This is a genomic window from Pseudomonas sp. WS 5079 (assembly GCF_012985465.1).
Classification (GTDB): domain Bacteria; phylum Pseudomonadota; class Gammaproteobacteria; order Pseudomonadales; family Pseudomonadaceae; genus Aquipseudomonas.
The window spans coordinates 288,876-312,143 of record NZ_JAAQWN010000006.1; the positions used below are offsets into that span (position 1 = coordinate 288,876).

General features: G+C 61.9%; 19 protein-coding genes. 15 read left to right on the forward strand and 4 right to left on the reverse strand.

Translation table 11 applies throughout. The features are described from left to right. Window positions 1-15: 15 nt before the first annotated feature. Window positions 16-960: a GlxA family transcriptional regulator gene (locus HBO05_RS17930; RefSeq protein ID WP_172313596.1), complete on the reverse strand. Its 945-nt coding sequence runs from the start codon at window positions 958-960 to the stop codon at window positions 16-18. A 193-nt stretch (window positions 961-1,153) separates the two neighbouring features. Between HBO05_RS17930 and HBO05_RS17935 the strand changes: the two genes are divergently transcribed. From HBO05_RS17935 to HBO05_RS17955, 5 genes are all read left to right on the forward strand, one after another. Then, on the forward strand, window positions 1,154-2,092 hold the full coding sequence (locus tag HBO05_RS17935) for a choline ABC transporter substrate-binding protein (protein WP_172313598.1): 939 nt from the start codon (window positions 1,154-1,156) through the stop codon (window positions 2,090-2,092). Between the two features lie 74 nt (window positions 2,093-2,166). Beyond that, window positions 2,167-3,054, forward strand: a complete 888-nt coding sequence (locus tag HBO05_RS17940; protein ID WP_170042186.1) for a 3-keto-5-aminohexanoate cleavage protein — start codon at window positions 2,167-2,169, stop codon at window positions 3,052-3,054. A 145-nt stretch (window positions 3,055-3,199) separates the two neighbouring features. Further along, the gene (locus HBO05_RS17945; protein WP_169953677.1) at window positions 3,200-4,165 is read left to right on the forward strand and encodes an L-carnitine dehydrogenase; all 966 of its coding nucleotides are present in this window, start codon (window positions 3,200-3,202) and stop codon (window positions 4,163-4,165) included. 117 nt (window positions 4,166-4,282) lie between these two features. Further along, window positions 4,283-4,756, forward strand: a complete 474-nt coding sequence (locus HBO05_RS17950; RefSeq protein ID WP_172313600.1) for a thioesterase family protein — start codon at window positions 4,283-4,285, stop codon at window positions 4,754-4,756. A 248-nt stretch (window positions 4,757-5,004) separates the two neighbouring features. Then, complete coding sequence (locus HBO05_RS17955; protein WP_170042183.1) at window positions 5,005-5,268, forward strand: hypothetical protein; 264 nt, start codon at window positions 5,005-5,007, stop codon at window positions 5,266-5,268. A gap of 88 nt (window positions 5,269-5,356) precedes the next feature. Here HBO05_RS17955 and HBO05_RS17960 read toward each other — a convergent pair whose 3' ends face one another. Both HBO05_RS17960 and HBO05_RS17965 read right to left on the reverse strand, forming a co-directional pair. After that, window positions 5,357-6,460, reverse strand: a complete 1,104-nt coding sequence (locus tag HBO05_RS17960) for a GlxA family transcriptional regulator (RefSeq protein ID WP_029300670.1) — start codon at window positions 6,458-6,460, stop codon at window positions 5,357-5,359. Window positions 6,461-6,976: 516 nt separating this feature from the next. Then, entirely contained in the window at window positions 6,977-8,353 is a 1,377-nt protein-coding gene (locus HBO05_RS17965) for an L-serine ammonia-lyase (protein WP_172313602.1), read from the reverse strand. 427 nt (window positions 8,354-8,780) lie between these two features. Here HBO05_RS17965 and HBO05_RS17970 point away from each other — a divergent pair, with 427 nt between their 5' ends. From HBO05_RS17970 to choV, 3 genes are all read left to right on the forward strand, one after another. After that, window positions 8,781-9,728 (forward strand): choline ABC transporter substrate-binding protein, encoded by a 948-nt coding sequence (locus tag HBO05_RS17970; RefSeq protein WP_169953669.1) that lies wholly within the window; start codon window positions 8,781-8,783, stop codon window positions 9,726-9,728. Window positions 9,729-9,795: 67 nt separating this feature from the next. Continuing rightward, window positions 9,796-10,641: a choline ABC transporter permease subunit gene (choW, locus tag HBO05_RS17975; RefSeq protein ID WP_032858679.1), complete on the forward strand. Its 846-nt coding sequence runs from the start codon at window positions 9,796-9,798 to the stop codon at window positions 10,639-10,641. Further along, a complete protein-coding gene (gene choV / locus HBO05_RS17980) occupies window positions 10,638-11,816 on the forward strand; it encodes a choline ABC transporter ATP-binding protein (RefSeq protein ID WP_029300678.1) in 1,179 nt (392 codons plus the stop codon). The genes choW and choV overlap by 4 nt, the downstream gene beginning before the upstream one ends. 156 nt (window positions 11,817-11,972) lie before the next feature. On the opposite strand, the gene HBO05_RS17985 is transcribed toward choV, so the two are convergent. Further along, window positions 11,973-13,910, reverse strand: a complete 1,938-nt coding sequence (locus HBO05_RS17985; protein WP_346266490.1) for a BCCT family transporter — start codon at window positions 13,908-13,910, stop codon at window positions 11,973-11,975. A gap of 378 nt (window positions 13,911-14,288) precedes the next feature. Here HBO05_RS17985 and betI point away from each other — a divergent pair, with 378 nt between their 5' ends. The 7 genes from betI to HBO05_RS18020 all read left to right on the forward strand — a co-directional run bounded on the left by betI (window position 14,289) and on the right by HBO05_RS18020 (window position 23,253). Continuing rightward, the gene (betI, locus tag HBO05_RS17990; RefSeq protein ID WP_032858683.1) at window positions 14,289-14,882 is read left to right on the forward strand and encodes a transcriptional regulator BetI; all 594 of its coding nucleotides are present in this window, start codon (window positions 14,289-14,291) and stop codon (window positions 14,880-14,882) included. Window positions 14,883-14,976: 94 nt separating this feature from the next. Next, window positions 14,977-16,449, forward strand: coding sequence for a betaine-aldehyde dehydrogenase (gene betB / locus HBO05_RS17995; protein ID WP_169953665.1), 1,473 nt, complete (start codon window positions 14,977-14,979; stop codon window positions 16,447-16,449). 128 nt (window positions 16,450-16,577) lie between these two features. Beyond that, the gene (gene betA / locus HBO05_RS18000) at window positions 16,578-18,278 is read left to right on the forward strand and encodes a choline dehydrogenase (protein WP_172313604.1); all 1,701 of its coding nucleotides are present in this window, start codon (window positions 16,578-16,580) and stop codon (window positions 18,276-18,278) included. A 246-nt stretch (window positions 18,279-18,524) separates the two neighbouring features. After that, window positions 18,525-19,220, forward strand: coding sequence for an RraA family protein (locus tag HBO05_RS18005; protein ID WP_029297314.1), 696 nt, complete (start codon window positions 18,525-18,527; stop codon window positions 19,218-19,220). A 127-nt stretch (window positions 19,221-19,347) separates the two neighbouring features. Then, window positions 19,348-20,790 (forward strand): TldD/PmbA family protein, encoded by a 1,443-nt coding sequence (locus HBO05_RS18010; protein ID WP_172313606.1) that lies wholly within the window; start codon window positions 19,348-19,350, stop codon window positions 20,788-20,790. Further along, on the forward strand, window positions 20,790-22,106 hold the full coding sequence (locus HBO05_RS18015; protein WP_172313608.1) for a TldD/PmbA family protein: 1,317 nt from the start codon (window positions 20,790-20,792) through the stop codon (window positions 22,104-22,106). The genes HBO05_RS18010 and HBO05_RS18015 overlap by 1 nt, the downstream gene beginning before the upstream one ends. 256 nt (window positions 22,107-22,362) lie before the next feature. Continuing rightward, complete coding sequence (locus tag HBO05_RS18020) at window positions 22,363-23,253, forward strand: alpha/beta hydrolase (RefSeq protein ID WP_170042178.1); 891 nt, start codon at window positions 22,363-22,365, stop codon at window positions 23,251-23,253. Window positions 23,254-23,268: the final 15 nt, after the last annotated feature.

Here is a 23,268-nt window from a genome sequence, read left to right on the forward strand (position 1 = left end):
GTATGCGCAATAGACTTACACCACCTCCCGCCGCCGATCCTCCCGCGGGCACTTGGCAAACCGCGCCCGGTAGCTTCGAGTGAAATACGACGGCGACTCGAACCCACAGGCAATGCTTACTTCCAGCACGCTCATGCCGCTCTGGCGCAGTAACTGCCGGGCTTTTTCCAGGCGCAGGCCGAGGTAGAAGTTGCTCGGGGTGTCATTGAGATGCAGGCGGAACAGGCGCTCCAGCTGGCGCCGTGTGACCTTGATCATCTGCGCCAGCGCCAGGGTGCTCAGGGGCGGTTCGGTGTGTTGTTCCATCTCGCCAATCACCTGCACCAGCTTCTGGTTGTTGATGCCGTAGCGCGTGGCGATCTGCATGCGCTGGTGGTCTTTGCGCGGGCGGATGCGGCCCAGCACGAATTGCTCGGAAACCTGGATCGCCAGCTCCGGGCCGTGGGCCTGGCTGATCAGGTCGAGCATCAGGTCGATGGACGCGGTGCCGCCGGCGCAGGTGATACGCCGGCGGTCGATCTCGAACAGTTCCTGGGTCACGGCCAGTGCGGGATAGGATTCCTTGAAGGCATCGATGGCCTCCCAATGCAGGGTCAGGCGGTAGCCGTCGAGCAGGCCGGCCTGGGCCAGGACGAAGCTGCCGGTGTCGATAGCGCCGAGGGTCACGCCGTCATGGTCGAGGCGGCGCAGCCAGTGCTCCAGGGCCGGCGTGGCGAATTCCAGGGGCTCGAAGCCGGCGACTACCAACAGAGTCGCACCTTTTTTCAGAGGCTCAAGCCCGGCGTCGGCGTTGACCGACATGCCGTTGCTCGCCAGCACTGCACCACCGTCAGCGCTCAGCACATGCCAGCGATACAGCTCGCCGCGAAAGCGGTTGGCCACGCGCAGCGGTTCGATGGCCGAGATAAAGCCGATGGCCGAGAAACCCGGCATCAGCAGGAAGTAGAAATCCTGGGGCATGGTGCGCACTCGTGGGACGGGTAGCGTGGTCACTGTGATACGCCAGTTCCAGCACCCATTCAAGGGCACAGGTCGCTGCAGTGCAAAAGTGGGTCGCCGCCGTGCGTTTTGCCGCGCTGCAAGCTGGGTAACTTGGCGGCACGGTGCACAAAGACGCCGGAACCCACAATAACGACCTGCCGAGGGATCCATCATGAACCGACTGATCAGCCGCTGCGTGCTCGCACTCAGTGCCGTCTTGAGCACCAGCCTGTGGGCCGCCGATGCCGCTTCCTGTAAGAACGTGCGCATGGGCGTGGTGAACTGGACCGACGTGATCGCCACCAGCGCCATGACCCAGGTGCTGCTCGACGGCCTCGGCTACAGCACCAAGCAAACCAGTGCGTCCCAGCAGATCATCTTCTCCGGCATTCGCGACCAGCGCCTGGACCTGTTCCTCGGCTACTGGAACCCGCTGATGACCCAGACCATCACCCCGTTCGTCGACGCCGGGCAGGTCAAAGTCCTCGACGCGCCCAGCCTCAAGGACGCCCGCGCGACCCTGGCGGTGCCGACCTACCTTGCAGACAAGGGCCTGAAAACCTTCGCCGACATTGCCAAGTTCCAGAAAGAGCTGGGCGGCAAGATCTACGGCATCGAACCAGGCTCCGGGGCCAACACCCAGATCAAGGCGATGATCGCCAAGAACCAGTTCGGCCTGGGCAAATTCCAGTTGGTGGAGTCCAGCGAGGCCGGCATGCTCGCCGCCGTGGACCGCGCCGTACGCCGCAACGAAGCCGTGGTGTTCTTTGGCTGGGCGCCGCACCCGATGAACGTCAATGTGCAGATGACCTACCTGTCCGGCAGCGAGGACGCCCTGGGGCCCAATGAAGGCATGGCCACGGTCTGGACAGTGACCACCCCGACCTACGCCGAGCAATGCCCGAATGTGCACAAGTTGCTGACCAACCTGACGTTCACCGCCGCCCAAGAGAGCCGGATGATGCAGCCGTTGCTGGAGCACAAAGATGCGTTCGAGTCGGCCCGCCAGTGGCTCAAGGATCACCCCCAGGACCAGCAGCGTTGGCTGGAGGGCGTGACCACGTTCGACGGCAAGCCCGCTGCCGCCCATCTGCAATTGACCAGCAAATAACCTCTCCCGAATCACCGTTTCGCGGCCAACAACGGCCGCGAACGGCACTACCACGCCTGTAAGGAACCTGCCCCATGAACCACGACGTCATCATCACCTGCGCACTCACCGGTGCTGGCGACACGACCGCCAGAAGCCCCCACGTGCCGGTCACCCCCAGGCAAATCGCTGCAGCTGCGGTAGAGGCCGCCAAAGCCGGCGCCACCGTGGTGCATTGCCATGTGCGCGACCCGCACACCGGCAAGTTCAGCCGCGACGTGGCGCTGTACCGTGAGGTGATGGAGCGCATCCGCGAGGCGGACATCGACATCATCGTCAACCTCACCGCCGGCATGGGCGGCGACCTGGAAATCGGCGGTGGCGAGAACCCCATGGCGTTCGGCCCCAATACCGACCTGGTCGGCCCGCTGACCCGCCTGGCCCACGTCGAGGCACTGCTGCCGGAAATCTGCACCCTGGACTGCGGCACCCTGAACTTTGGCGATGGCGACACTATTTATGTGTCCACCCCGGCCCAACTGCGAGCGGGCGCCAAGCGCATACAGGAACTGGGGGTGAAGGCCGAGCTGGAGATTTTCGATACCGGCCACCTGTGGTTCGCCAAGCAACTGATCAAGGAAGGCCTGCTCGACAACCCACTGTTCCAACTGTGCCTGGGCATCCCCTGGGGTGCACCGGCCGATACCACCACCATGAAAGCCATGGTCGACAACCTGCCCGCCGCCGCGGTGTGGGCCGGCTTTGGCATCGGGCGCATGCAGATGCCGATGGCGGCGCAGGCGGTGCTGCTGGGCGGCAACGTGCGGGTTGGGTTGGAAGACAACTTGTGGTTGGACAAGGGCGTGCTGGCGACCAATGGGCAACTGGTGGAGCGTGCCGGGGAAATCCTCAGCCGCCTGGGCGCGCGAGTGCTGACCCCGGCTGAAGGCCGAACCAAGATGGGCCTGACCAAACGCAGCTAATCCCCTGCCGCAACCGGCTCAAAAATGTAGGAGCTGGCTTGCCTGCGATAGCGGTGTATCAGTTGATGCATTTGGCACTGACCCACCGCTATCGCAGGCAAGCCAGCTCCCACAATGAACCTCTTTAGCACTGGAAATTACCGAAATGAGCTTTATCACCGAAATCAAAACCTTCGCCGCCCTGGGCAGTGGTGTCATCGGCAGCGGCTGGGTATCCCGCGCCCTCGCCCATGGCCTGGATGTGGTGGCCTGGGACCCGGCGCCCGGCGCCGAAGCGGCCCTGCGCAAGCGTGTCGCCAATGCCTGGGCCGCCCTGGAAAAGCAGGGCCTGGCACCGGGCGCCTCCCAGGACCGTCTGCGGTTTGTCGCGACCATCGAAGAATGCGTGCAAGACGCCGACTTCATCCAGGAAAGCGCCCCCGAACGCCTGGAGCTGAAGCTGGAGCTGCACAGCAAGATCAGCGCGGCAGCCAAGCCCAATGCGTTGATCGGCTCCAGCACTTCGGGGCTTTTGCCCAGCGAGTTTTATGAAAGCGCCACACACCCGCAGCGCTGCGTGGTCGGCCACCCGTTCAACCCGGTGTACCTGCTGCCGCTGGTGGAAGTGGTCGGCGGCAAACACACTGCGCCCGAAGCGATCCAGGCGGCGATAAAAGTCTACGAATCCCTGGGCATGCGCCCGCTGCATGTGCGCAAGGAAGTCCCCGGTTTTATCGCCGACCGCTTGCTTGAGGCGCTGTGGCGCGAGGCGTTGCATCTGGTCAACGACGGTGTAGCGACCACCGGCGAGATCGACGATGCGATCCGCTTTGGCGCCGGTTTGCGCTGGTCGTTCATGGGCACGTTCCTCACCTATACCTTGGCCGGCGGCGACGCCGGGATGCGGCATTTCATGGCGCAATTCGGCCCGGCGTTGCAGCTGCCGTGGACCTACCTGCCGGCACCGGAACTGACGGACAAACTGATTGATGATGTGGTCGATGGCACCCGCGAGCAGTTGGGCAGCCATAGCATTGCGGCGCTGGAGCGCTATCGTGATGATTGCCTGCTGGCGGTGCTGGAGGCGGTGAAGACCACCAAAGAAAAACACGGCATGAGCTTCGCCGAATAACGGCTGTTTATTTCTGTGGGAGCTGGGTTGCCTGGGATAACGGTGTTGGATTGACCACCACCATCGCAGGCAAGCCAGCTCCCACAGCTGACCGAGTACAGATCTGGAATTGACGACATGCCCGCACTGACGACCTACACCACCCACATCATCCCCGACTGGGTCGATTACAACGGCCACCTGCGCGATGCGTTCTACCTGCTGATCTTCAGCTACGCCACCGATGCGTTGATGGACACCCTGGGCCTGGACAGCGACAACCGCGAAGCCAGCGGCCACTCGCTGTTTACCCTGGAACTGCACTTGAACTACCTGCACGAAGTGAAGCTGGACGCCGAGGTCGAGGTGCACACCCAGTTGATCGCCCATGACAACAAACGCCTGCATCTGTATCACAGCCTGCACCTGGTGGGCGAAGAGCGGGAGCTGGCGGGTAATGAGCAGATGCTGCTGCATGTCGACCTTGCCGGGCCACGCTCGGCACCGTTCAGCGCAGCGGTGGCACAGCGCCTGGCGGCAATCAGCAGCGAGCAGGCAGACCTGCCCCGGCCGGCCCTGCTCGGGCGTGTCATCGGCCTGCCGGTCAAATAAAAAAAGCCCCGATCCAGCCGTGACAGGATCGGGGCAGAGTGCTTTGTGCGAGCGTGCGGGCCGAGGGTGACCAAACCTTCAATCTGCTTGCTTGAGCCTAAGTGTGCCCACAACCATTCTTGGCAACTGGCCCGAAAACGACCTGTTCATAGTCGTTCCAGCCATTGCGCCATTCAGGCCTTGCCGACCCGCTGACGGCCCACCAGAATCGAACCTGATCGAAGTCTCCCCTAACCAGGATGAACATCATGATGCACGCGGATTTGATTGATCAGGATGACCTGCTGAGCCAGCTGCGCTCCCTGGGTTTCGAGGTGTCCAGCGGCGCCACTGCCGAGCAGGCCTGTGAATGTGCGGTACGCGGCTTGAGTGAAGCGCGGGCCAAGGCACTCAAGGGCATGGTCGAACAGATGTATACCGGCAGCGCGACGATTCTGCCGGCGGTGCGCCAGGCGATTGATAAGCAGTTGTTGCCTGCTTTGGTGGCATTCAGGAAGAGTTCCGGGGCCTGATACACCGCTATCGCGGGCAAGCCCGCTCCCACAGGGGAATGCACTCCAAATGTGGGAGCTGGCTTGCCTGCGATGCAGGCGCCTCGGTCTACAGCCTTACACTGGCAAACGTCGACTCATTGCGCGCCTGGCTCAACGCCGACATCGGCCCCGCCAACGGTGACAACACCAACGCCTGCGGAATCGGCATCATCGCCACTTGCTGGGTGGTGTTGGAACCGACGCGTTCATCCCGTGGCGGAATGCCGAAATACTCGCGGTAGCACTTGGAGAAATGCGGCGTGGACACAAACCCGCACACCGAGGCCACTTCAATGATCGACATCGGCGTTTGCTTGAGCAACTGCCGGGCACGGATCAGGCGCAGCTTGAGGTAGTAGCGCGACGGCGAGCAGTGCAGGTATTTCTGGAACAGGCGCTCCAGCTGGCGCCGCGAGACGGCGACGTAGACGGCCAGTTCATCGAGGTCGATCGGCTCCTCCAGGTTGGCTTCCATCAGCGCGACGATTTCCTGCAGCTTCGGCTGGTTGGTGCCGAGCATGTGCTTGAGCGGCACACGCTGGTGATCCTGTTCATTGCGGATACGTTCGTACACAAACATCTCGGAAATCGCCGCCGACAGTTCACGGCCGTGGTCGCGGCTGATCAGGTGCAGCATCATGTCCAGCGGCGCGGTGCCGCCCGAACTGGTGAAGCGATTGCGGTCGAGGGTGAACAGGCGCGTGCTCATCGACACCCGTGGGAAAGCTTCCTGCATCGACGCCAGGCATTCCCAGTGCACGCTGCAATCAAACCCGTCGAGCAAGCCGGCGCAGGCCAGGGCCCAACTGCCGGTGCACACCGCGCCGAGGCGGCGGGACTGGCGCGCCTGGCTTTGCAGCCACGACACATGTTCGCGGGTCACGGTGCGCTGGATACCCACGCCGCCGCAGACAATCACGGTGTCCAGGGCCGGGGCTTTGTGCATGGAGCAATCGGGGGTGATTTGCAGGCCATCGCTGGCCCATACCTGGTTGCCGTCGACGCTCAAGGTGGTCCAGCGATACAGCTCGCGACCGGACAATTGGTTGGCCATGCGCAGTGGCTCCACTGCGGACGCCAGGGAAATCAGCGTGAAATTGTCCAGCAGCAAAAAGCCGATGGATTGAGGCGCACGGTTCTGGGGTTGAGCCCCGGAGTTGAACGACGTCATCGCGGTATCTCCTCACACAAAGCAGGTGATGGCCTCAGGCGAGGCTCTTGTTATTGCACTCTTCGTCCGTCAGGAGAGAGGCTTTGAATTGATAGAGCAAATGCCATGCCTAAAGTTGAATAGGTATTCAATAACTCCTGAAAACGACCTATTGAGGTGTCTATATAAGCCCGCGCCCGGCGTGAGGATATGAGTCGGAAAAAGCCTACGCTCACGGTCTGTGAGCAGATCGGTAGCACTTGTGGGAAGGCGCTTTCAGGGCGTAGGAAAAGTGTGTCACCACACGCACAGGTGACGGGTGGTCGGGAGGGAAATCGTTTGGGGGCTACTTATCTGTTTGCGACGCGCTAAAAGGTGGCGTGTTGGGGGTGAAGTGTTCACTTTATGAGCAGTGGGGTTTGACACTCCGTCATCGCGAGCAAGCCCCAATACCAGTCAGTTAAGCGCAGATCCCCTGTGGGAGCGGGCAAGCCCGCTCCCACATTTGATCTTCACTGCTTTGAGCATTGGGTTCGCTTAACACTCGACAGCACTCACCGCCAACCCACCCCGCGAGGTCTCCTTGTACTTGTCATGCATATCCGCCCCGGTATCGCGCATGGTGCGGATCACCCGGTCCAGGGAGATAAAGTGCTGGCCGTCGCCACGCAACGCCATCTGCGCGGCATTGATTGCCTTGACCGCTGCAATCGCATTGCGCTCGATGCACGGCACTTGCACCAGGCCGCCCACCGGGTCGCAGGTCAGGCCGAGGTTGTGCTCCAGGCCGATTTCGGCGGCGTTGCACACCTGCTCCGGCGAGGCGCCGAGAATCTCGGCCAGCCCCGCCGCCGCCATGGCGCAGGCCGAGCCGACTTCGCCCTGGCAACCGACTTCGGCGCCAGAGATCGACGCATTCTTTTTGCACAGAATGCCGATGGCCGCCGCACCGAGAAAGTAGTCCACCACATTGGCCTCGGTGACTTGCTCGCTGAACTTCATGAAGTAGTGCAGCACCGCCGGAATGATCCCCGCCGCCCCGTTGGTCGGGGCCGTGACCATGCGCCCACCGGCAGCGTTTTCTTCGTTGACGGCCAGGGCGAACAGGTTGACCCACTCCATGGCGCTCAAGGTCGAGCCGATCACATTCGGCTTGCCCAACTCCTGCAGGCTGCGGTGCAACTTGGCGGCGCGGCGGCGCACATTCAAGCCGCCGGGCAGGATGCCTTCGTGCTTGAGGCCCTGCTCGACGCAGTCCTGCATGGCACGCCAGAGTTTCATCAGGCCGCTGCGGATTTCTTCCTCGGAACGCCAGACCTTTTCATTGGCCAACATCAGTTCGGCGACGCGCAGGTTGTGGGTCTTGCACAACTGCAACAACTCCACCGCGCTGGAGAAATCATAGGGCAGTTCGGTGCGGTCCATATCTGCCACGCCGCTGCGCGCCTGGGCTTCATCCACCACAAAGCCGCCGCCCACCGAATAGTAGGTATCGCGATGCAACTCGGTCTGGGCGCCGTAGACCACCAGGGTCATGGCGTTGGGATGGAATGGCAGGTTTTCGTCGATCAGGCGCATGTCCCGCGACCACACAAACGGCACCGGGAAGCGGTTGTCCAGCAGCAACGTCTGCGTTTGGCGCAGGGCCTCGATACGCAGGCCGATCTGCGATGGATCAATCGCGTCTGGCCACTCGCCCATCAGCCCCATGATCACCGCGTTGTCGCTGCCGTGGCCGATGCCTGTGGCCGATAAAGAGCCATACAGCTGCACTTCGACACGCCGCACCTGATCCACAAGCGCACGTTCCCGCAAGCCCTGGACGAATAACGCCGCGGCGCGCATGGGGCCGACGGTGTGGGAACTGGACGGCCCAATGCCGATCTTGAACAGGTCGAAAACGCTGATAGCCATTGCGCGAAACTCCTCGATAGCACAGGCCAGGCGCAATAACGCCTGGTGGCGGAGCTGCTACGCTCAAGTCGCCCAGATGGCGGCATCATCAAGCTTTCACTGCGCCGTCCGGCGTCTCACACCGACATACCCATGCTCACCAGCGTCTTCCCCGTGCAATGGGGCGTAATCGCCGTTTTTTGCGGCGCAGATCGAGAAAAAGTGCAGTTTTGCCTATGGAAAAATCTGTAAGCGACGTCACCGACACTGGATACGACCATCCCTGTACTGGATACGACCCACCCTGTAGGCGTCAGATTTTCACTGGTACATGATCAGTCTCGACTCGTTTGCAAGGCACCGAGGCTGCACATCGCTCGCACGCCCCAACTGCAACACTTATAAGCGCGGTCAAGCACCGCCGGAAAAACACCAGGAGTCCAAACCCATGAAAGGTTCCCCCCCGTTGTTGTTGGCCGCCATGCTGAGTCTTCCCCTTGCGGCCCTCGCTGCTGATCCTGAGCAGTGCAGCACCGTCAACTTCTCCGATGTCGGCTGGACCGATATCACCGTCACCACCGCCACCACCAGCGAAGTCCTCAAGGGCCTGGGCTACAAGCCCCGCACCACGATGATTTCCGTACCCGTGACCTACAAGTCCCTGGCCGACGGCAAGAACATGGATATCTTCCTCGGCAACTGGATGCCGACCATGGAAAACGACATCAAGCAGTACCGTGATGCCGGCACCGTGGAAACCGTGCGCGCCAACCTGGAAAACGCCAAATACACCCTGGCCGTGCCGCAAGCGCTGTACGACAAGGGCCTGAAGGACTTCGCCGACATCGTCAAATTCAAGGACGAACTGGGCGGCAAGATCTACGGCATCGAACCGGGCAACGACGGCAACCGTACGATCCAGAGCGTGATCGACAAGAATCAGTTCGGCTTGAAGGACGCAGGCTTCAAGGTGGTGGAGTCCAGCGAAGCGGGGATGCTCTCGCAAGTGGACCGTGCCACCAAGCGCGGCCAGGCCATTGTGTTCCTCGCCTGGGAACCGCACCCGATGAACACCCGCTTCAAACTCAAGTACCTGACTGGAGGTGACGATTCATTCGGCCCCAACTACGGTCAGGCCACCATCTACACCAACACCCGCAAGGGCTACGTGCAGGAGTGCAGCAACGTTGGCCAACTGCTGAAAAACCTGTCGTTCACCCTGGACATGGAAAGCACCCTGATGGGCAACGTCCTCGACGACAAGATGAAACCCGACGTAGCCGCCAAGGCCTGGCTGAAGAAGAACCCGCAAGTACTCGACACCTGGCTCGCCGGGGTCACCACCCTTGATGGCAAACCAGGACTTGCCGCCGTGAAAGCCTACCTCGACAAGTAACCGCTGACCCTGGGCCGGCGTGCCGGCCCAGGATGTTTTCCCTCTTCGCATGTGGACATTCACTACCATGCTGACTGAACAGAAAATCCCACTAGGCCAGTACATCGCTGCCTTCGTCGAATGGTTGACGCAGAACGGCGCCGATTATTTCGACGCGATCGCATCGACACTGGAAACGATGATCCACGGCGTGACGTTTGCGCTGACCTGGTTCAATCCGCTGGCATTGATCGGTCTGATTGCGCTGCTTGCTCACTACATTCAACGTAAGTGGGGCCTGACCGTATTTGTCATCGCCTCCTTCCTGCTGATCCTCAACCTGGGGTACTGGCAGGAAACCATGGAGACCCTGGCGCAGGTGCTGTTCGCCACCCTGGTCTGCGTGGTGATCGGCGTGCCGCTGGGCATTGTTGCCGCGCACAAGCCGATGTTCTACACGATGATGCGGCCGGTGCTCGATTTGATGCAGACCGTGCCAACCTTCGTCTACCTCATCCCGACCCTGACCCTCTTCGGGCTGGGCGTGGTGCCTGGCCTGATCTCCACGGTGGTGTTCGCGATTGCCGCGCCGATCCGCCTGACCTACCTGGGCATCCGCGATGTGCCGCAAGAGTTGATGGACGCCGGCAAGGCCTTTGGCTGCTCGCGCCGCCAGTTGCTCTCGCGCATCGAACTGCCCCACGCCATGCCGAGCATTGCTGCCGGCATTACCCAATGCATCATGCTGTCGTTGTCGATGGTGGTGATCGCGGCCCTGGTGGGCGCCGACGGCCTCGGCAAACCCGTGGTCAACGCGCTGAACACCGCCGACATTGCCCTGGGCTTTGAAGCCGGCCTGGCGATTGTGCTGCTGGCCATCATGCTCGACCGCATCTGCAAACAACCCGACGCCAAAGTAGGGGGTGATGCATGAGCATTATCCGATTCGACAATGTCGACGTGATCTTCTCCAAAGACCCACGCGAAGCCCTCAAGCTGCTGGACGAGGGGATGCACCGCAACGAAATCCTGAAAAAGACCGGGCAGATCGTCGGCGTGGAAAAGGCCAGCCTGGATATCGAGAAAGGCGAGATCTGCGTGTTGATGGGCCTGTCCGGCTCCGGCAAATCCAGCCTGTTGCGCTGTATCAACGGCCTTAACACCGTGAGCCGTGGCCAGTTGTTTGTCGAGCATGAAGGGCGCCAGATCGACATCGCCTCATGCACCCCGGCAGAGCTGAAAATGATGCGCACCAAGCGCATCGCCATGGTGTTCCAGAAGTTCGCCCTGATGCCCTGGCTCACGGTGCGCGAAAACATCAGCTTTGGCCTGGAGATGCAGGGCCGCCCCGAGAAAGAGCGGCGCAAGCTGGTGGACGAAAAACTTGAGCTGGTGGGCCTGACCCAATGGCGCAACAAGAAGCCCGACGAACTCTCGGGCGGCATGCAACAGCGCGTCGGCCTGGCTCGCGCACTGGCGATGGACGCCGATATCCTGCTGATGGACGAACCCTTCTCGGCCCTCGACCCCCTGATCCGCCAAGGCCTGCAGGATGAGTTGCTGGAGCTGCAACGCAAGCTGAGCAAGACCATCGTGTTCGTCAGCCACGACCTGGATGAGGCGCTCAAGCTCGGTAGCCGGATCGCGATCATGAAAGACGGCAAGATCATCCAGTACAGCGTGCCGGAAGAGATTGTGCTGAACCCGGCGGATGACTATGTGCGCACCTTCGTCGCCCATACCAACCCGCTGAACGTGTTGTGCGGCCGCAGCCTGATGCGCACCCTGGACAACTGCAAGCGGGTCAACGGCTCGGTGTGCCTGGACCCAGGCGGCGATTCGTGGCTGGACCTGGCCGAAGGCAACACCATCCAGGGCGCGCGGCAAAATGGCGTGGCAATGAACCTGCAGAACTGGGCGCCAGGGCAAGCCGTGGAAGGCCTGGGGCGGTTGCCGACCTTGGTGGATTCGAATATCGGCATGCGCGATGCGTTGCAGATTCGCTACCAGACCGGCAACAAGCTGGTGCTGCACGACAACAACAAGGTGGTAGGGATTCTGGGGGATAGCGAGCTGTACCACGCCCTGCTGGGCAAGAACCTGGGCTAAAGACCCAACTGAAGAAACTGGGTCATTGTAGGAGCTGGCTTGCCAGCGATAGCGGTGTTGGATTCACTACCGCTATCGCTGGCAAGCCAGCTCCTACATTTGAGCGCATTGCCAAGTTTGAACAGGCGGTGTCAGTGACGACACCGCCGGCTTTTATCAGCTATAGACACGGCCAAGGAGCTGCCGATGGCTTTCAAACTGATCGAGCACATCCCGGGTGATCTGCTCCTGGGTGAAGCCCATCAGGTCGTATTCCTGGCCGCCGTTGTGCAGGTAGACCTCGGCGCGGTAGTAGCGCGCACGTTCCTCGTCGGCCTCGATCGACTCACTGGGCGCCGCCAGGTAGCCGTCCAGGCTCACCTCGTAGACAAACGGGTTGCCTTCCATCTCGATCCGCACGCCAATGCAGCGCTTGGACTTACCCAGCAGCGTCTGCACATCCAGCCCTTGGGCGCGCAATGCCACGGCCGCTTCTTCCAGCGCCGGGGTGACTTTCTTGTCCATAAAGCGTTGCACCACCGCCTGGCTCGGTTGCAGGTCCTGGGCGGTGAGGCGCTCGCTGAAACCGCGACGGCCGCGTTCGGCCAATTGCGCCTGCTCCTGTTCGATGGCCACATCCTGGCGCATGGCCTTGTGCAAACCGAACATAAAGAAGATCAGCACCACCGAGAACGGCAGGCCCGCCAGTACCACCATGGTCTGCATGGCTTCAAAGTTGCCGGCAAACAACAAGCCGATGGTCACCAGGGTGATCACCGCCGACCAGAAGATCCGCAGCCAATGCGGCGCATCCTCATCCACATTGCCACCTTTGCACGACAGGTTGGCCATCATCACCGCGCCAGAATCCGCCGGCGTCAGGAACAGCACAAAGCCGACAAAGATCGACACGCCGATCACCACTTTCGACGCCGGGTAGTATTCCAGCAACTGGTAGATCGCCATGGATGGCTGCTCCAGCGCGGTCTTGCCCAGCTCCACCGCACCGTGGTTGAGCACCAGGTCCAACGCCGAGTTGCCGAAGATCGACAGCCACGCCAGGGTAAAGCCCAGCGGGATCAGCAATACGCCAGCCACCAGTTCACGCACGGTACGGCCACGGGAAATACGCGCGATGAACATGCCGACGAACGGTGCCCAGGAAATCCACCAGGCCCAGTAGAACAGGGTCCACAGGCCCATCCAGCGCTCGGACTTCTCGCCATCGCCTTCGTACACGTAGAGGTCGAAGGTTTTGAGCACCAGGCCGTTCATGTAGTCGCCCAGGTTCTGCACAAAGCCGTTGAGCAGGTGCAGGGTCGGGCCAAACAGCAGCACGAAAATCAGCAGGCCGCTGAACAGCACGATGTTCAGGTTGGACAGGCGGCGAATGCCATTCTCCACGCCCGACACGGCGGCGATGGTCGCCACGGTGCTCATCACGATGATCACGATCAGCAGGTTGGTGTTGCTGTGCTCCATGCCGAACAGGTTTTCCAGCCCGGACGACACTTGCATCGAACCAATCCCCAGGTTCGTCACCAGGCCCAGCAGGGTCACGAACATGCCGAAGCCATCCACCGCATGACCGGCCGCACCCTTGACCCAGCGCTCGCCCATCAACGGGTACAGCGCCGAACGCAGGGCCAGCGGCTGGTTATGGCGGTAAGCAAAGTACGCCACGGCCAGGCCGACCAGCGCATAGATCGCCCAGCCATGCAGGCCCCAGTGCAGGAAGGTCAGCTGCAACGCCTGGCGCGCGGCCATATGGGTGGCGGCGGCGCCTTCGGGCGGGTTGAAGTAGTGATCCAACGGCTCGGACGCGCCGAAGTACAGCAACGAGATGCCGATGCCCGAGGAGAACAACATGCCGGCCCAGGCGCCGTAGCTGAAGTCCGGGGTATCGGCCTTGCTGCCCAGCTTCAATTTGCCGTAGGACGAAAACGCCAGGCCCACCACAAATACCAGGTAGGCGGCGATAACCACCATGTAGTACCAGCCAAAGCTCTTCGAGAGCCAGGTCTGGGCGACTCCCAGCATTCTGCCGGCCTCTTGCGGGGCGATGATCAGAACGGCGGTCAACAACAGGATCAGCGCGGTGGAGGTGTAGAACACCCAACCGTTGACCCGCACCTTTTCCGGTGGGGTCTTTATAAGAGAGGCAGAACTCATGGCACAGAGGCTCCGGGCAGTGCGAGAGAGGACACAAGGCAGCGCGTGACCCGCGCCATCGATTTTTCGGCAGTCGACGGACGGGTGTTATAAAGACATCCCGAAAATCCCCGAACCCCAGCGACCCAGGGTCATGGGCGGTTTCAAGGGTTTTTACGGATGTCAGATGTGCCTGCCGACATGTAGGAAATACCTGTAGGCAGCGACCATTTGTCGCAGATCTTATTCTTTGTTGATTGAACGTTCAATCAAAACAAAATAGACTGGCCTTCAAGCCGACGAACGTTTACGCCCGTCGGCAGGCCTAAGGAGAGGTGCTACATGCCCAAGGTCGGTATGCAACCCATACGCCGCCAGCAGTTGATCGAAGCCACATTGACGGCCATCGATCAGGTTGGGATGGGAGATGCCAGCATTGCGCTGATCGCCCGTCTGGCCGGCGTCTCGAACGGCATCATCAGTCACTACTTTCAGGACAAGAATGGCCTGATCGCCGCAACCATGCGGTACCTGATGAATGTGCTGATCGAGAACGTCCACGAACGCCGGCAGGCATTGAAGGAAGACAGCCCCCGGGCGCACCTTCAAGTGATTATTGGCGGCAACTTCGACGCCAGCCAGGTCAACGGCCCGGCAATGAAAACCTGGCTGGCCTTCTGGGCCACCAGCATGCACCACCCGTCTTTGCACAGGTTGCAGCGGATCAACGATCACCGCCTGTATTCCAACCTGTGCTGCCAGTTCCGCCGTGTGCTGCCGCTGGAAGATGCACGCAGCGCAGCCCGAGGCCTGGCGGCCCTGATCGACGGCTTGTGGTTGCGCGGCGCCCTGTCGGGAGACGCTTTCGACACGGAGCAGGCGCAACGGATCGCTTACGAATACATGGATTTCCAATTGGCCAAGCAGGTGAGTTAGAGCCCACATAAACGCTCAACCCCTGAACGGCTGCTGAGCGGGCTATGCCCCTTCAGTGGTTAACGCCAACCACTTATGCACTTGCGAGGACTTTATGGCCCGTTTCGAACTGCAAAAACTCTACATTGACGGCGGCTACAGCGACGCTGGCAGCGATGCCACCTTCGAAGCCATCAACCCGGCTAACGGTGAAGTTCTCGCCAACGTGCAGCGCGCTACGTTCGAAGACGTTGAGCGTGCGGTGGTCAGCGCCGAAAAGGGCCAGAAAATCTGGGCCGCGATGACCGCCATGGAGCGTTCGCGCATCCTGCGTCGCGCCGTGGAAATCCTGCGTGAGCGCAACGATGAACTGGCCGCCCTGGAAACCCTGGACACCGGTAAATCCTTCTCTGAAACCAAGTACGTCGACATCGTCACCGGTGCCGACGTGCTGGAATACTACGCCGGCCTGGTGCCCGCCATCGAAGGCGAGCAGATCCCGCTGCGTACCACTTCGTTCGTCTACACCCGCCGCGAGCCGCTGGGCGTGGTCGCCGGTATCGGCGCGTGGAACTACCCGATCCAGATCGCCCTGTGGAAGTCTGCCCCAGCCCTGGCGGCCGGCAACGCAATGATCTTCAAGCCAAGCGAAGTGACGTCGCTGACCACCCTGAAACTGGCCGAGATCTACACCGAAGCCGGCGTTCCGGATGGCGTGTTCAACGTCCTGACCGGCAGCGGTCGTGAAGTCGGCACCTGGCTGACCGAGCACCCACGCATCGAAAAAATCTCCTTCACCGGCGGCACCGACACCGGCAAGAAGGTCATGGCCAGCGCTTCGAGTTCCTCGCTCAAAGACGTGACCATGGAACTGGGCGGCAAATCCCCGCTGATCATCTTCGACGACGCCGACCTGGATCGCGCCGCCGACACCGCGATGATGGCCAACTTCTACAGCTCCGGCCAGGTCTGCACCAACGGCACCCGCGTGTTTATTCCAAAGCACCTGCAAGCTGCCTTTGAAGCCAAGATCGTGGAGCGTGTTGCGCGCATCCGCGTTGGCAACCCAGAAGACGAAAACACCAACTTCGGCCCACTGGTCAGCTTCGCCCACATGGAAAGCGTGCTGGGCTACATCGCCAAGGGCAAGGAAGAAGGCGCACGCCTGCTGTGCGGCGGCGACCGCCTGACCGACGGCGACTTCGCCAAGGGCGCGTTCGTGGCACCGACCGTGTTCACTGACTGCACCGACGACATGACCATCGTGCGTGAAGAAATCTTTGGCCCGGTAATGAGCATCCTCACCTACGAGACCGAAGAAGAAGTGATCCGTCGTGCCAACGACACCGACTTCGGCCTGGCCGCTGGCCTGGTGACCCGCGATCTGAACCGCGCTCACCGCGTGATTCATCAGTTGGAAGCCGGTATCTGCTGGATCAACGCCTGGGGCGAGTCCGACGCCAAGATGCCGGTGGGCGGCTACAAGCAGTCGGGTGTTGGCCGTGAGAACGGCATCAGCTCGCTGAACAACTTCACCCGCATCAAATCGGTACAGGTTGAGCTGGGCGACTACGCCTCGGTGTTCTAACCCGGCTACCGCCAATCGCCCGCAAGCGGGCTCCTACAAGAATTGCGCACGACCTGTAGGAGCCGGCTTGCCGGCGATCGAGGGCAACGCCCTCGCCTGACCTGACCATCTCCAAAGAGGGTGCATTTATGTCCCAAGAATACGACTACATCATTGTGGGTGCCGGTTCCGCCGGTAACACCCTGGCGACCCGTCTGACCGAAGACGAAGGCGTCACCGTCCTGCTGCTGGAAGCCGGCGGCCCGGACTACCGTTTCGATTTCCGTACCCAGATGCCCGCCGCCCTGGCGTTCCCGCTGCAAGGCCGCCGCTACAACTGGGCCTATGAAACCGATCCAGAGCCACACATGGACGGCCGCCGCATGGAATGTGGGCGCGGCAAGGGCCTGGGTGGCTCGTCGCTGATCAACGGCATGTGCTACATCCGTGGCAACGCCATGGACTACGACAACTGGTCGAAGCTGCCAGGCCTGGAAGACTGGAGCTACCTCGACTGCCTGCCGTATTTCCGCAAGGCCGAAACCCGCGACATCGGCCCTAACGACTACCACGGTGGCGAAGGTCCGGTCAGCGTGACCACGCCTAAAGCCGGGAATAACCCGCTGTTCCACGCCATGGTTGAAGCCGGCGTGCAGGCCGGTTACCCGCGTACCGAGGACTTGAACGGCTACCAGCAAGAAGGCTTCGGCCCGATGGACCGTACCGTGACGCCCAAAGGCCGTCGCGCCAGTACCGCCCGTGGCTACCTGGACACCGCCAAGAAACGTTCGACCCTGACCATCGTCACCCATGCCCTGACCGACAAAGTGTTGTTCGAAGGCAAGCGTGCGGTCGGCGTGCGTTACCTGATCGGCGCCGCCGAAGAACGTGTTGAAGCCCGCGCGCGCAAGGAAGTGCTGGTGTGCAGCGGCGCCATCGCTTCGCCGCAATTGCTGCAACGCTCCGGTGTAGGCCCGGCCAAACTCCTGGAAAGCCTCGACATCCCGGTGGTCCACGACCTGCCGGGCGTCGGTGAAAACCTGCAGGACCACCTGGAGCTGTACCTGCAATACGCCTGCACCCAGCCGGTCTCGCTGTACCCGTCGCTGCTCTGGTACAACCAACCGGCCATTGGCGCCGAATGGCTGTTCAACGGCACCGGCATCGGCGCCAGCAACCAGTTCGAGGCGGGCGGTTTTATCCGTACCCGTGAAGAATTCGAGTGGCCGAACATCCAGTACCACTTCCTGCCGGTCGCGATTAACTACAACGGCAGCAACGGTGTGAAAGAGCACGGTTTCCAGGCGCACATGGGCTCCATGCGTTCGCCGAGCCGTGGCCGCGTGCAAGTGAAGTCGAAGAACCCACGGGACTACCCGAGCATCCTCTTCAACTACATGGCCACCGAGCAGGACTGGCAGGAGTTTCGCGATGGCATCCGCCTGACCCGTGAAATCATGCAGCAGCCGGCACTGGACGCGTACCGTGGCCGCGAGATCAGCCCGGGCATCGACGTGCAAACCGACGAGCAACTGGACAAGTTCATCCGCGAACACGCCGAAACCGCGTTCCACCCCTCCTGCTCGTGCAAGATGGGCACCGACGAAATGGCCGTGGTCGATGGCGAAGGCCGCGTGCATGGCATGCAGGGCCTGCGGGTGGTCGATGCATCGATCATGCCGATCATCACCACCGGCAACCTGAACGCGCCAACCATCATGATCGCCGAGAAAATCGCCGACAAGATGCGTGGCCGCCAGTTGCCGCGCAGCACCGCGGACTACTACGTGGCCGGCGATGCGCCAGTGCGTGGCAAGCCGTTGCGTGAAGTGGGTCCGACCGCGCGGTAAGCGTTACACCGCGGCGCTCCTATCGCAGGCAAGCCAGCTCCCACATTTGAATGTATTCACCCATCAAAATGTGGGAGGGGGCTTGCTCCCGATGAGGCCCGCCCAGCCAACACACATCTTCCCAGACTCTTCCTACACTGCCCCGCCCTTGATCCCACCCCCCGCGCCGGCCTAATCTAGTCCCTCGCGCAAACGTTTCACCTTCCTACCGACACGCCGGCTTCTGCCTGGCCACGAGGCTTTCTCATGTTTGATGTCGTTTCTTCGAGCAAATGGCCTACCGGCTTCCTGATCAATCCAAACGTTGAACCGCTGGACCCGAAATGGCTGAAGGAATTCAGCAAGATTCCGGCCGCGGCCGTCAGCGACTGCCTGGGCCGTAACGTCGGTGGCCTGGGCCTGAAGGCCTTCCACGGCAATGCACCGATGCTCGGCAGCGCGCTGACCGTGCGAGTGCGCCCCGGTGACAACCTGATGATTCTCAAAGCCATGCAAATGGCCCGCCCGGGCGATGTGCTGGTGATCGACGGCAGCGCCGACCTGACCCGTGCGGTGTTCGGCGGCATCATGCGCGCCATGGCCCTGAAGGCCGGTATTGTCGGGGTGGTGATCAACGGCGCCCTGCGCGACCTCGACGAATGGCAGACCGGCGAACTGCCAGCCTACGCCATCGGCGGCGTGCATCGTGGCCCGAGCACTGACGGCGGCGGCGAGATCAACGTACCGATCTCCTGCGCCGGCATGCTGGTAGCACCTGGCGACCTGATGATCGGCGACGGCGACGGCGTGGTCGCCGCCTCGCGCAGCGAACTGCCGGAATTGCTGGTGCGCTGCCATGACCTGCTGGCCCGCGAGAAAGCCACACTGGCCGCCATCGAAGCCGGCACCCTGGACCCTGATCGCTTTGACGCGATTTTGCGCGCCAAGGGTTGCCCGGTCTAAAGCCAAGGCAAAAGCATCGCAGGCAAGCCAGCTCCCACATTTTGATTTGTGAACACATTCAAAAGGTGGGAGCTGGCTTGCCTGCGATGGGGCCCTCAAAGCCATCACCGCCCACAAGGAAGGCCCCATGTTCGACAAACACCCGCAACTCAAACAACATTTCGCCGCCCTGCGTACCCGCGCCGAGTTCTTTTCCCTGCGCTACGTGCGCGAGTCCGGCCAGTACCTGTCGGTGCGCAAGAACGTCGCCGAACCGCCACACCTGAGCCGCGACGAAGGCGCCATGCTCACCGTGCGCCTCGACGGGGTCGAAGCCTACGCGGCCACCAACGATATTTCCCTGGCCGGCCTGCAAGCCGCCCTCGAGCGTGCCGAGCAGCAAGCCCGGCGGATCAGGCCCCACGCCCTGCTCGACCTGCGCGACCAGCCGGTGTCCAGCGACGTCGCCGACTATCTGTCGCCAGAACTCGAGCAACCCTTCCCGTCCCTGAGCGACTGCTACCAACTGCTCGGTGCCGAATCGGCCGCCGTGCCCAAGGACGAGCGCCTGGTGAACTGGGAGGTCAGCCTGGGCACCACCCGCGTAGAGCAGATTTACCTCAACAGCGCCGGCGCCGAGTTGCGCCAGGCCCAGCGCTTTGTGTTCCCCGGCGTCAACGTGACCGCCTACGACGGCAACGACAGCCAGACCCGCACCCTGGGTGGCAGCAACTTTGGCCAGCAAGGTGGCTTTGATGTGATCAGCCGCTTCGGCCTGATAGGTGCTGCACCCCGAATTGCCGACGAGGCCCTGCAACTGCTGCTGGCCCCCAACACACCCCAAGGCCCGCGCGACCTGCTGTTGATGCCCGACCAGATGATCCTGCAGATCCACGAGTCCATCGGCCACCCGCTGGAGCTGGACCGCATCCTCGGCGACGAGCGCAATTACGCCGGCACCAGCTTCGTCAAGGCCAGCGACTTCGGGCACCTGCAATACGGCTCCAACCTGCTGAACGTGACCTTTGACCCCGACATTCCCGAGCAACTGGCCAGCTACGCCCATGACGATGACGGCACGCCCGCCAACAAGCAGTTCCTGATCCGTAACGGCCTACTGCTCAAGCCCCTGGGCGGGGCGCTGTCGCAATACCGCTCGGGCATGGGCGGCGTGGCCAACAGCCGCGCCAGCAGTTGGAACCGCGCGCCCATCGACCGCATGGCCAACCTCAATATCGAGGCCGGCGACCAGAGCCTGGGGCAACTGATCGGTGGCATCGAGCACGGCATCCTGATGTCGACCAACCGTTCCTGGTCCATCGATGATGCGCGCAACAAGTTCCAGTTCGGCTGCGAATGGGGCCAGTTGATCGAGAATGGCGAACTCAAGGGCGTGGTGAAGAACCCCAACTACCGGGCGATTTCCGCGCAGTTCTGGCGCAAGCTCAGCGCCGTGGGCGATGCGAGTACCTTCAAGGTGCTGGGCACGCCCAACTGTGGCAAGGGCGAGCCGAACCAGGTGATCCGCGTCGGCCATGCATCGCCGGCGTGTGTCTTCAGTGATGTGGATGTGTTTGGGGGAGACGCCTGATGAAGGCTTTCAAGGACCTGGTGGAGTGGCTCAAGCAGGCCATCACCGAAGGGGAACAGTTTCATCTGGACTACGCGGCGGAGTCGTCCGAATTCGTGCGTTTCAACCACGCCAAGGTGCGCCAGGCCGGCCAGGTACAGCAGGCCAGTGTCAACCTCAAGCTGATCAACGATGGCCGGCACGCCGACCTCGGTATCACCCTGGCCGGAGACCCCGAGGTGGACCGCCAGCGCCTGGCCGAGAGCCTGCAGCAACTGCGCGAAACCTTGCCCTTGCTGCCCAAGGATCCTTACCTGCTGCTCAATCACACGGCCTGGCAAAACAGCAGCGAGCAGGCCCAGGCGCTGCCGGACCTCGATCAGGTCCTGGGCGAAATCAGCCAGGGCGCCCAAGGTTTCGACCTGGTCGGCATTTATGCCGCCGGGCCGATCAGCCGTGGGTTCGCCAGCTCGTCGGGGGCTTTTGGCTGGCATCAGGCCAATAGTTTCAACTTTGACTTCAGCCTGTTCCATGCCAATGGCGAGGCGGTCAAGGCCAGCTACGCCGGCGATGCCTGGGACAGCGCGGCCTTTGCCCAGCGCTTGCAGCAAGCCCGCGAACAACTGGAGTTCCTTGGCCGGCCCTTGCACACCCTGGCGCCCGGTCAATACCGCGCGTACCTGGCACCGGCGGCCATGGAAGAAATCATCGGCATGCTCGCCTGGGGTGGTTTTTCTGCACAGGCTATCGCCAGCAAGGGCAGCCCGTTGCAGCGCCTGTATGCCGGCGACCAGGCCCTGAGCCCGCTGGTGGACATGAGCGAACAGATCACGGCCTCCCTGAGCCCGGCGTTCTCCCGTGACGGTTACCCTCGCAGCGACGTGACCTTGGTCGCCAATGGCCAGGCGCAAGGGCAACTGGTCAACTCGCGCAGCGCCGCCGAATACGATTTGAGCACCAACGGCGCTAGCGCCGATGAGTCCCCCAGCGCTTTGCAGATGGCCGCCGGCAGCCTGGCCCAGGCCGATATCCTCAAGCAACTGGGCACCGGCCTGTACATCAGCAACCTGTGGTACCTGAACTACTCCGACCAACCGGCGGCGCGCCTGACGGGCATGACCCGCTTCGCCACGTTCTGGGTGCAAGACGGTGAGATCAAGGCGCCGGTCAGCACCATGCGTTTTGACGATAGCGTCTACCAACTGCTGGGCTCACAGTTGGAAGCGCTGACTGCCGAGCGCGAGTTGTTGCTGTCGGCCAGCACCTATGGCGAGCGTAATACCTCGTCCAACCTGCTGCCCGGCGCGCTGGTAAAACGTCTGACCCTGACCTTGTAAACGCCCGGCTTGGCGGCGATGGCGGCCAGAAGATCGCCGTCAGGCTCCCGGGCCTGATCGCCGGCAAGCCGGCTCCTACAGGGGAATACCCTGGGTTCTGATGAACCGTCCCTTGCCGCACCCCGTTGGTTGGCGGGCTGTTGTCGACACTCCAAAACCTCGTTATAACGGTTGGTGGCATCCCGCCACCTTTCAACCCGCTTGCGCGCAAGCGATGCATGACCTCGCCCGGGATAGGGCGAGCCGGAGCGTTGACATGTACCAAGGAAGTTTTGTCATTGATAAGTTGTTCAAGCACTACAACGTTCACGTAGAGCAACTGGGTAACGATCCGCAACGCAAGACCGTGCTGTTGGTCAATGGCGCGCTGTCCACCACCCGCTCATTCGCCCGCACCAGCAAGTGCCTGGCCGAGCATTTCAATGTGTTGATGTTCGACTTGCCGTTTTCCGGCTATTCGCGCCCCCACAACGCCGATCTGGACCTGGTGACCAAGGACGACGAAGTCGAGATCCTGCGGGCGCTGGTGGAGCGTTTCCAGGTCAACCACCTGGTGTCGGCCTCCTGGGGTGGCATCTCGACCCTGCTGACCCTGGCGCGCAACCCGCCTTCTATCGAAAGCTCGGTGGTGATGGCCCTGGCGCCCAATCTCAACCAGGCGATGCTCGAATACGTGGAGCGCGTGCGGGTGCTGATCGAGGCCGATGACAAGTCCGCCGTCGGCCACCTGCTCAATGAAACCGTCGGCAAATTCCTCTCCAGCCGGCTCAAGCGCAATAACCATCGGCACCTGTCGACCATGGCCACCACCGAATACCGCCAGGCGCGCTTTCATATTCATCAGGTGCTTGCCCTGGGCGATGGCAACTACCTGCCGCAATTGCGCCAGATCGAAACCCCGGTGCATTTTCTCAACGGCACCCTGGACGAATACACCCCGGCCAATGAAGCCCAACTGTTCAAGCAGTACGTGGGCCGCAGCAGCTTCGCCAGCGCCGAGCACACCGGCCATTTGCTCGACCTGGAGTCGCGGGAGGCGGCGCTGGCGGTGCACCGGGCGTTGATCGATTTCCTGGTGGGTAAAGACGTTCCCCTGTCAGATATAGACGAACCGCCAGTGGGAAAACCGGCGGAGGTTAGCGCATAATCGGCAACACATAGC

Coding starts and splice junctions, on each gene's coding strand:
- HBO05_RS17930 (WP_172313596.1), bottom strand. CDS start 960: ATGCCCCAGGATTTCTACTTCCTGCTGATGCCGGGTTTCTCGGCCATC.
- HBO05_RS17935 (WP_172313598.1), top strand. CDS start 1,154: ATGAACCGACTGATCAGCCGCTGCGTGCTCGCACTCAGTGCCGTCTTG.
- HBO05_RS17940 (WP_170042186.1), top strand. CDS start 2,167: ATGAACCACGACGTCATCATCACCTGCGCACTCACCGGTGCTGGCGAC.
- HBO05_RS17945 (WP_169953677.1), top strand. CDS start 3,200: ATGAGCTTTATCACCGAAATCAAAACCTTCGCCGCCCTGGGCAGTGGT.
- HBO05_RS17950 (WP_172313600.1), top strand. CDS start 4,283: ATGCCCGCACTGACGACCTACACCACCCACATCATCCCCGACTGGGTC.
- HBO05_RS17955 (WP_170042183.1), top strand. CDS start 5,005: ATGATGCACGCGGATTTGATTGATCAGGATGACCTGCTGAGCCAGCTG.
- HBO05_RS17960 (WP_029300670.1), bottom strand. CDS start 6,460: ATGACGTCGTTCAACTCCGGGGCTCAACCCCAGAACCGTGCGCCTCAA.
- HBO05_RS17965 (WP_172313602.1), bottom strand. CDS start 8,353: ATGGCTATCAGCGTTTTCGACCTGTTCAAGATCGGCATTGGGCCGTCC.
- HBO05_RS17970 (WP_169953669.1), top strand. CDS start 8,781: ATGAAAGGTTCCCCCCCGTTGTTGTTGGCCGCCATGCTGAGTCTTCCC.
- choW (WP_032858679.1), top strand. CDS start 9,796: ATGCTGACTGAACAGAAAATCCCACTAGGCCAGTACATCGCTGCCTTC.
- choV (WP_029300678.1), top strand. CDS start 10,638: ATGAGCATTATCCGATTCGACAATGTCGACGTGATCTTCTCCAAAGAC.
- betI (WP_032858683.1), top strand. CDS start 14,289: ATGCCCAAGGTCGGTATGCAACCCATACGCCGCCAGCAGTTGATCGAA.
- betB (WP_169953665.1), top strand. CDS start 14,977: ATGGCCCGTTTCGAACTGCAAAAACTCTACATTGACGGCGGCTACAGC.
- betA (WP_172313604.1), top strand. CDS start 16,578: ATGTCCCAAGAATACGACTACATCATTGTGGGTGCCGGTTCCGCCGGT.
- HBO05_RS18005 (WP_029297314.1), top strand. CDS start 18,525: ATGTTTGATGTCGTTTCTTCGAGCAAATGGCCTACCGGCTTCCTGATC.
- HBO05_RS18010 (WP_172313606.1), top strand. CDS start 19,348: ATGTTCGACAAACACCCGCAACTCAAACAACATTTCGCCGCCCTGCGT.
- HBO05_RS18015 (WP_172313608.1), top strand. CDS start 20,790: ATGAAGGCTTTCAAGGACCTGGTGGAGTGGCTCAAGCAGGCCATCACC.
- HBO05_RS18020 (WP_170042178.1), top strand. CDS start 22,363: ATGTACCAAGGAAGTTTTGTCATTGATAAGTTGTTCAAGCACTACAAC.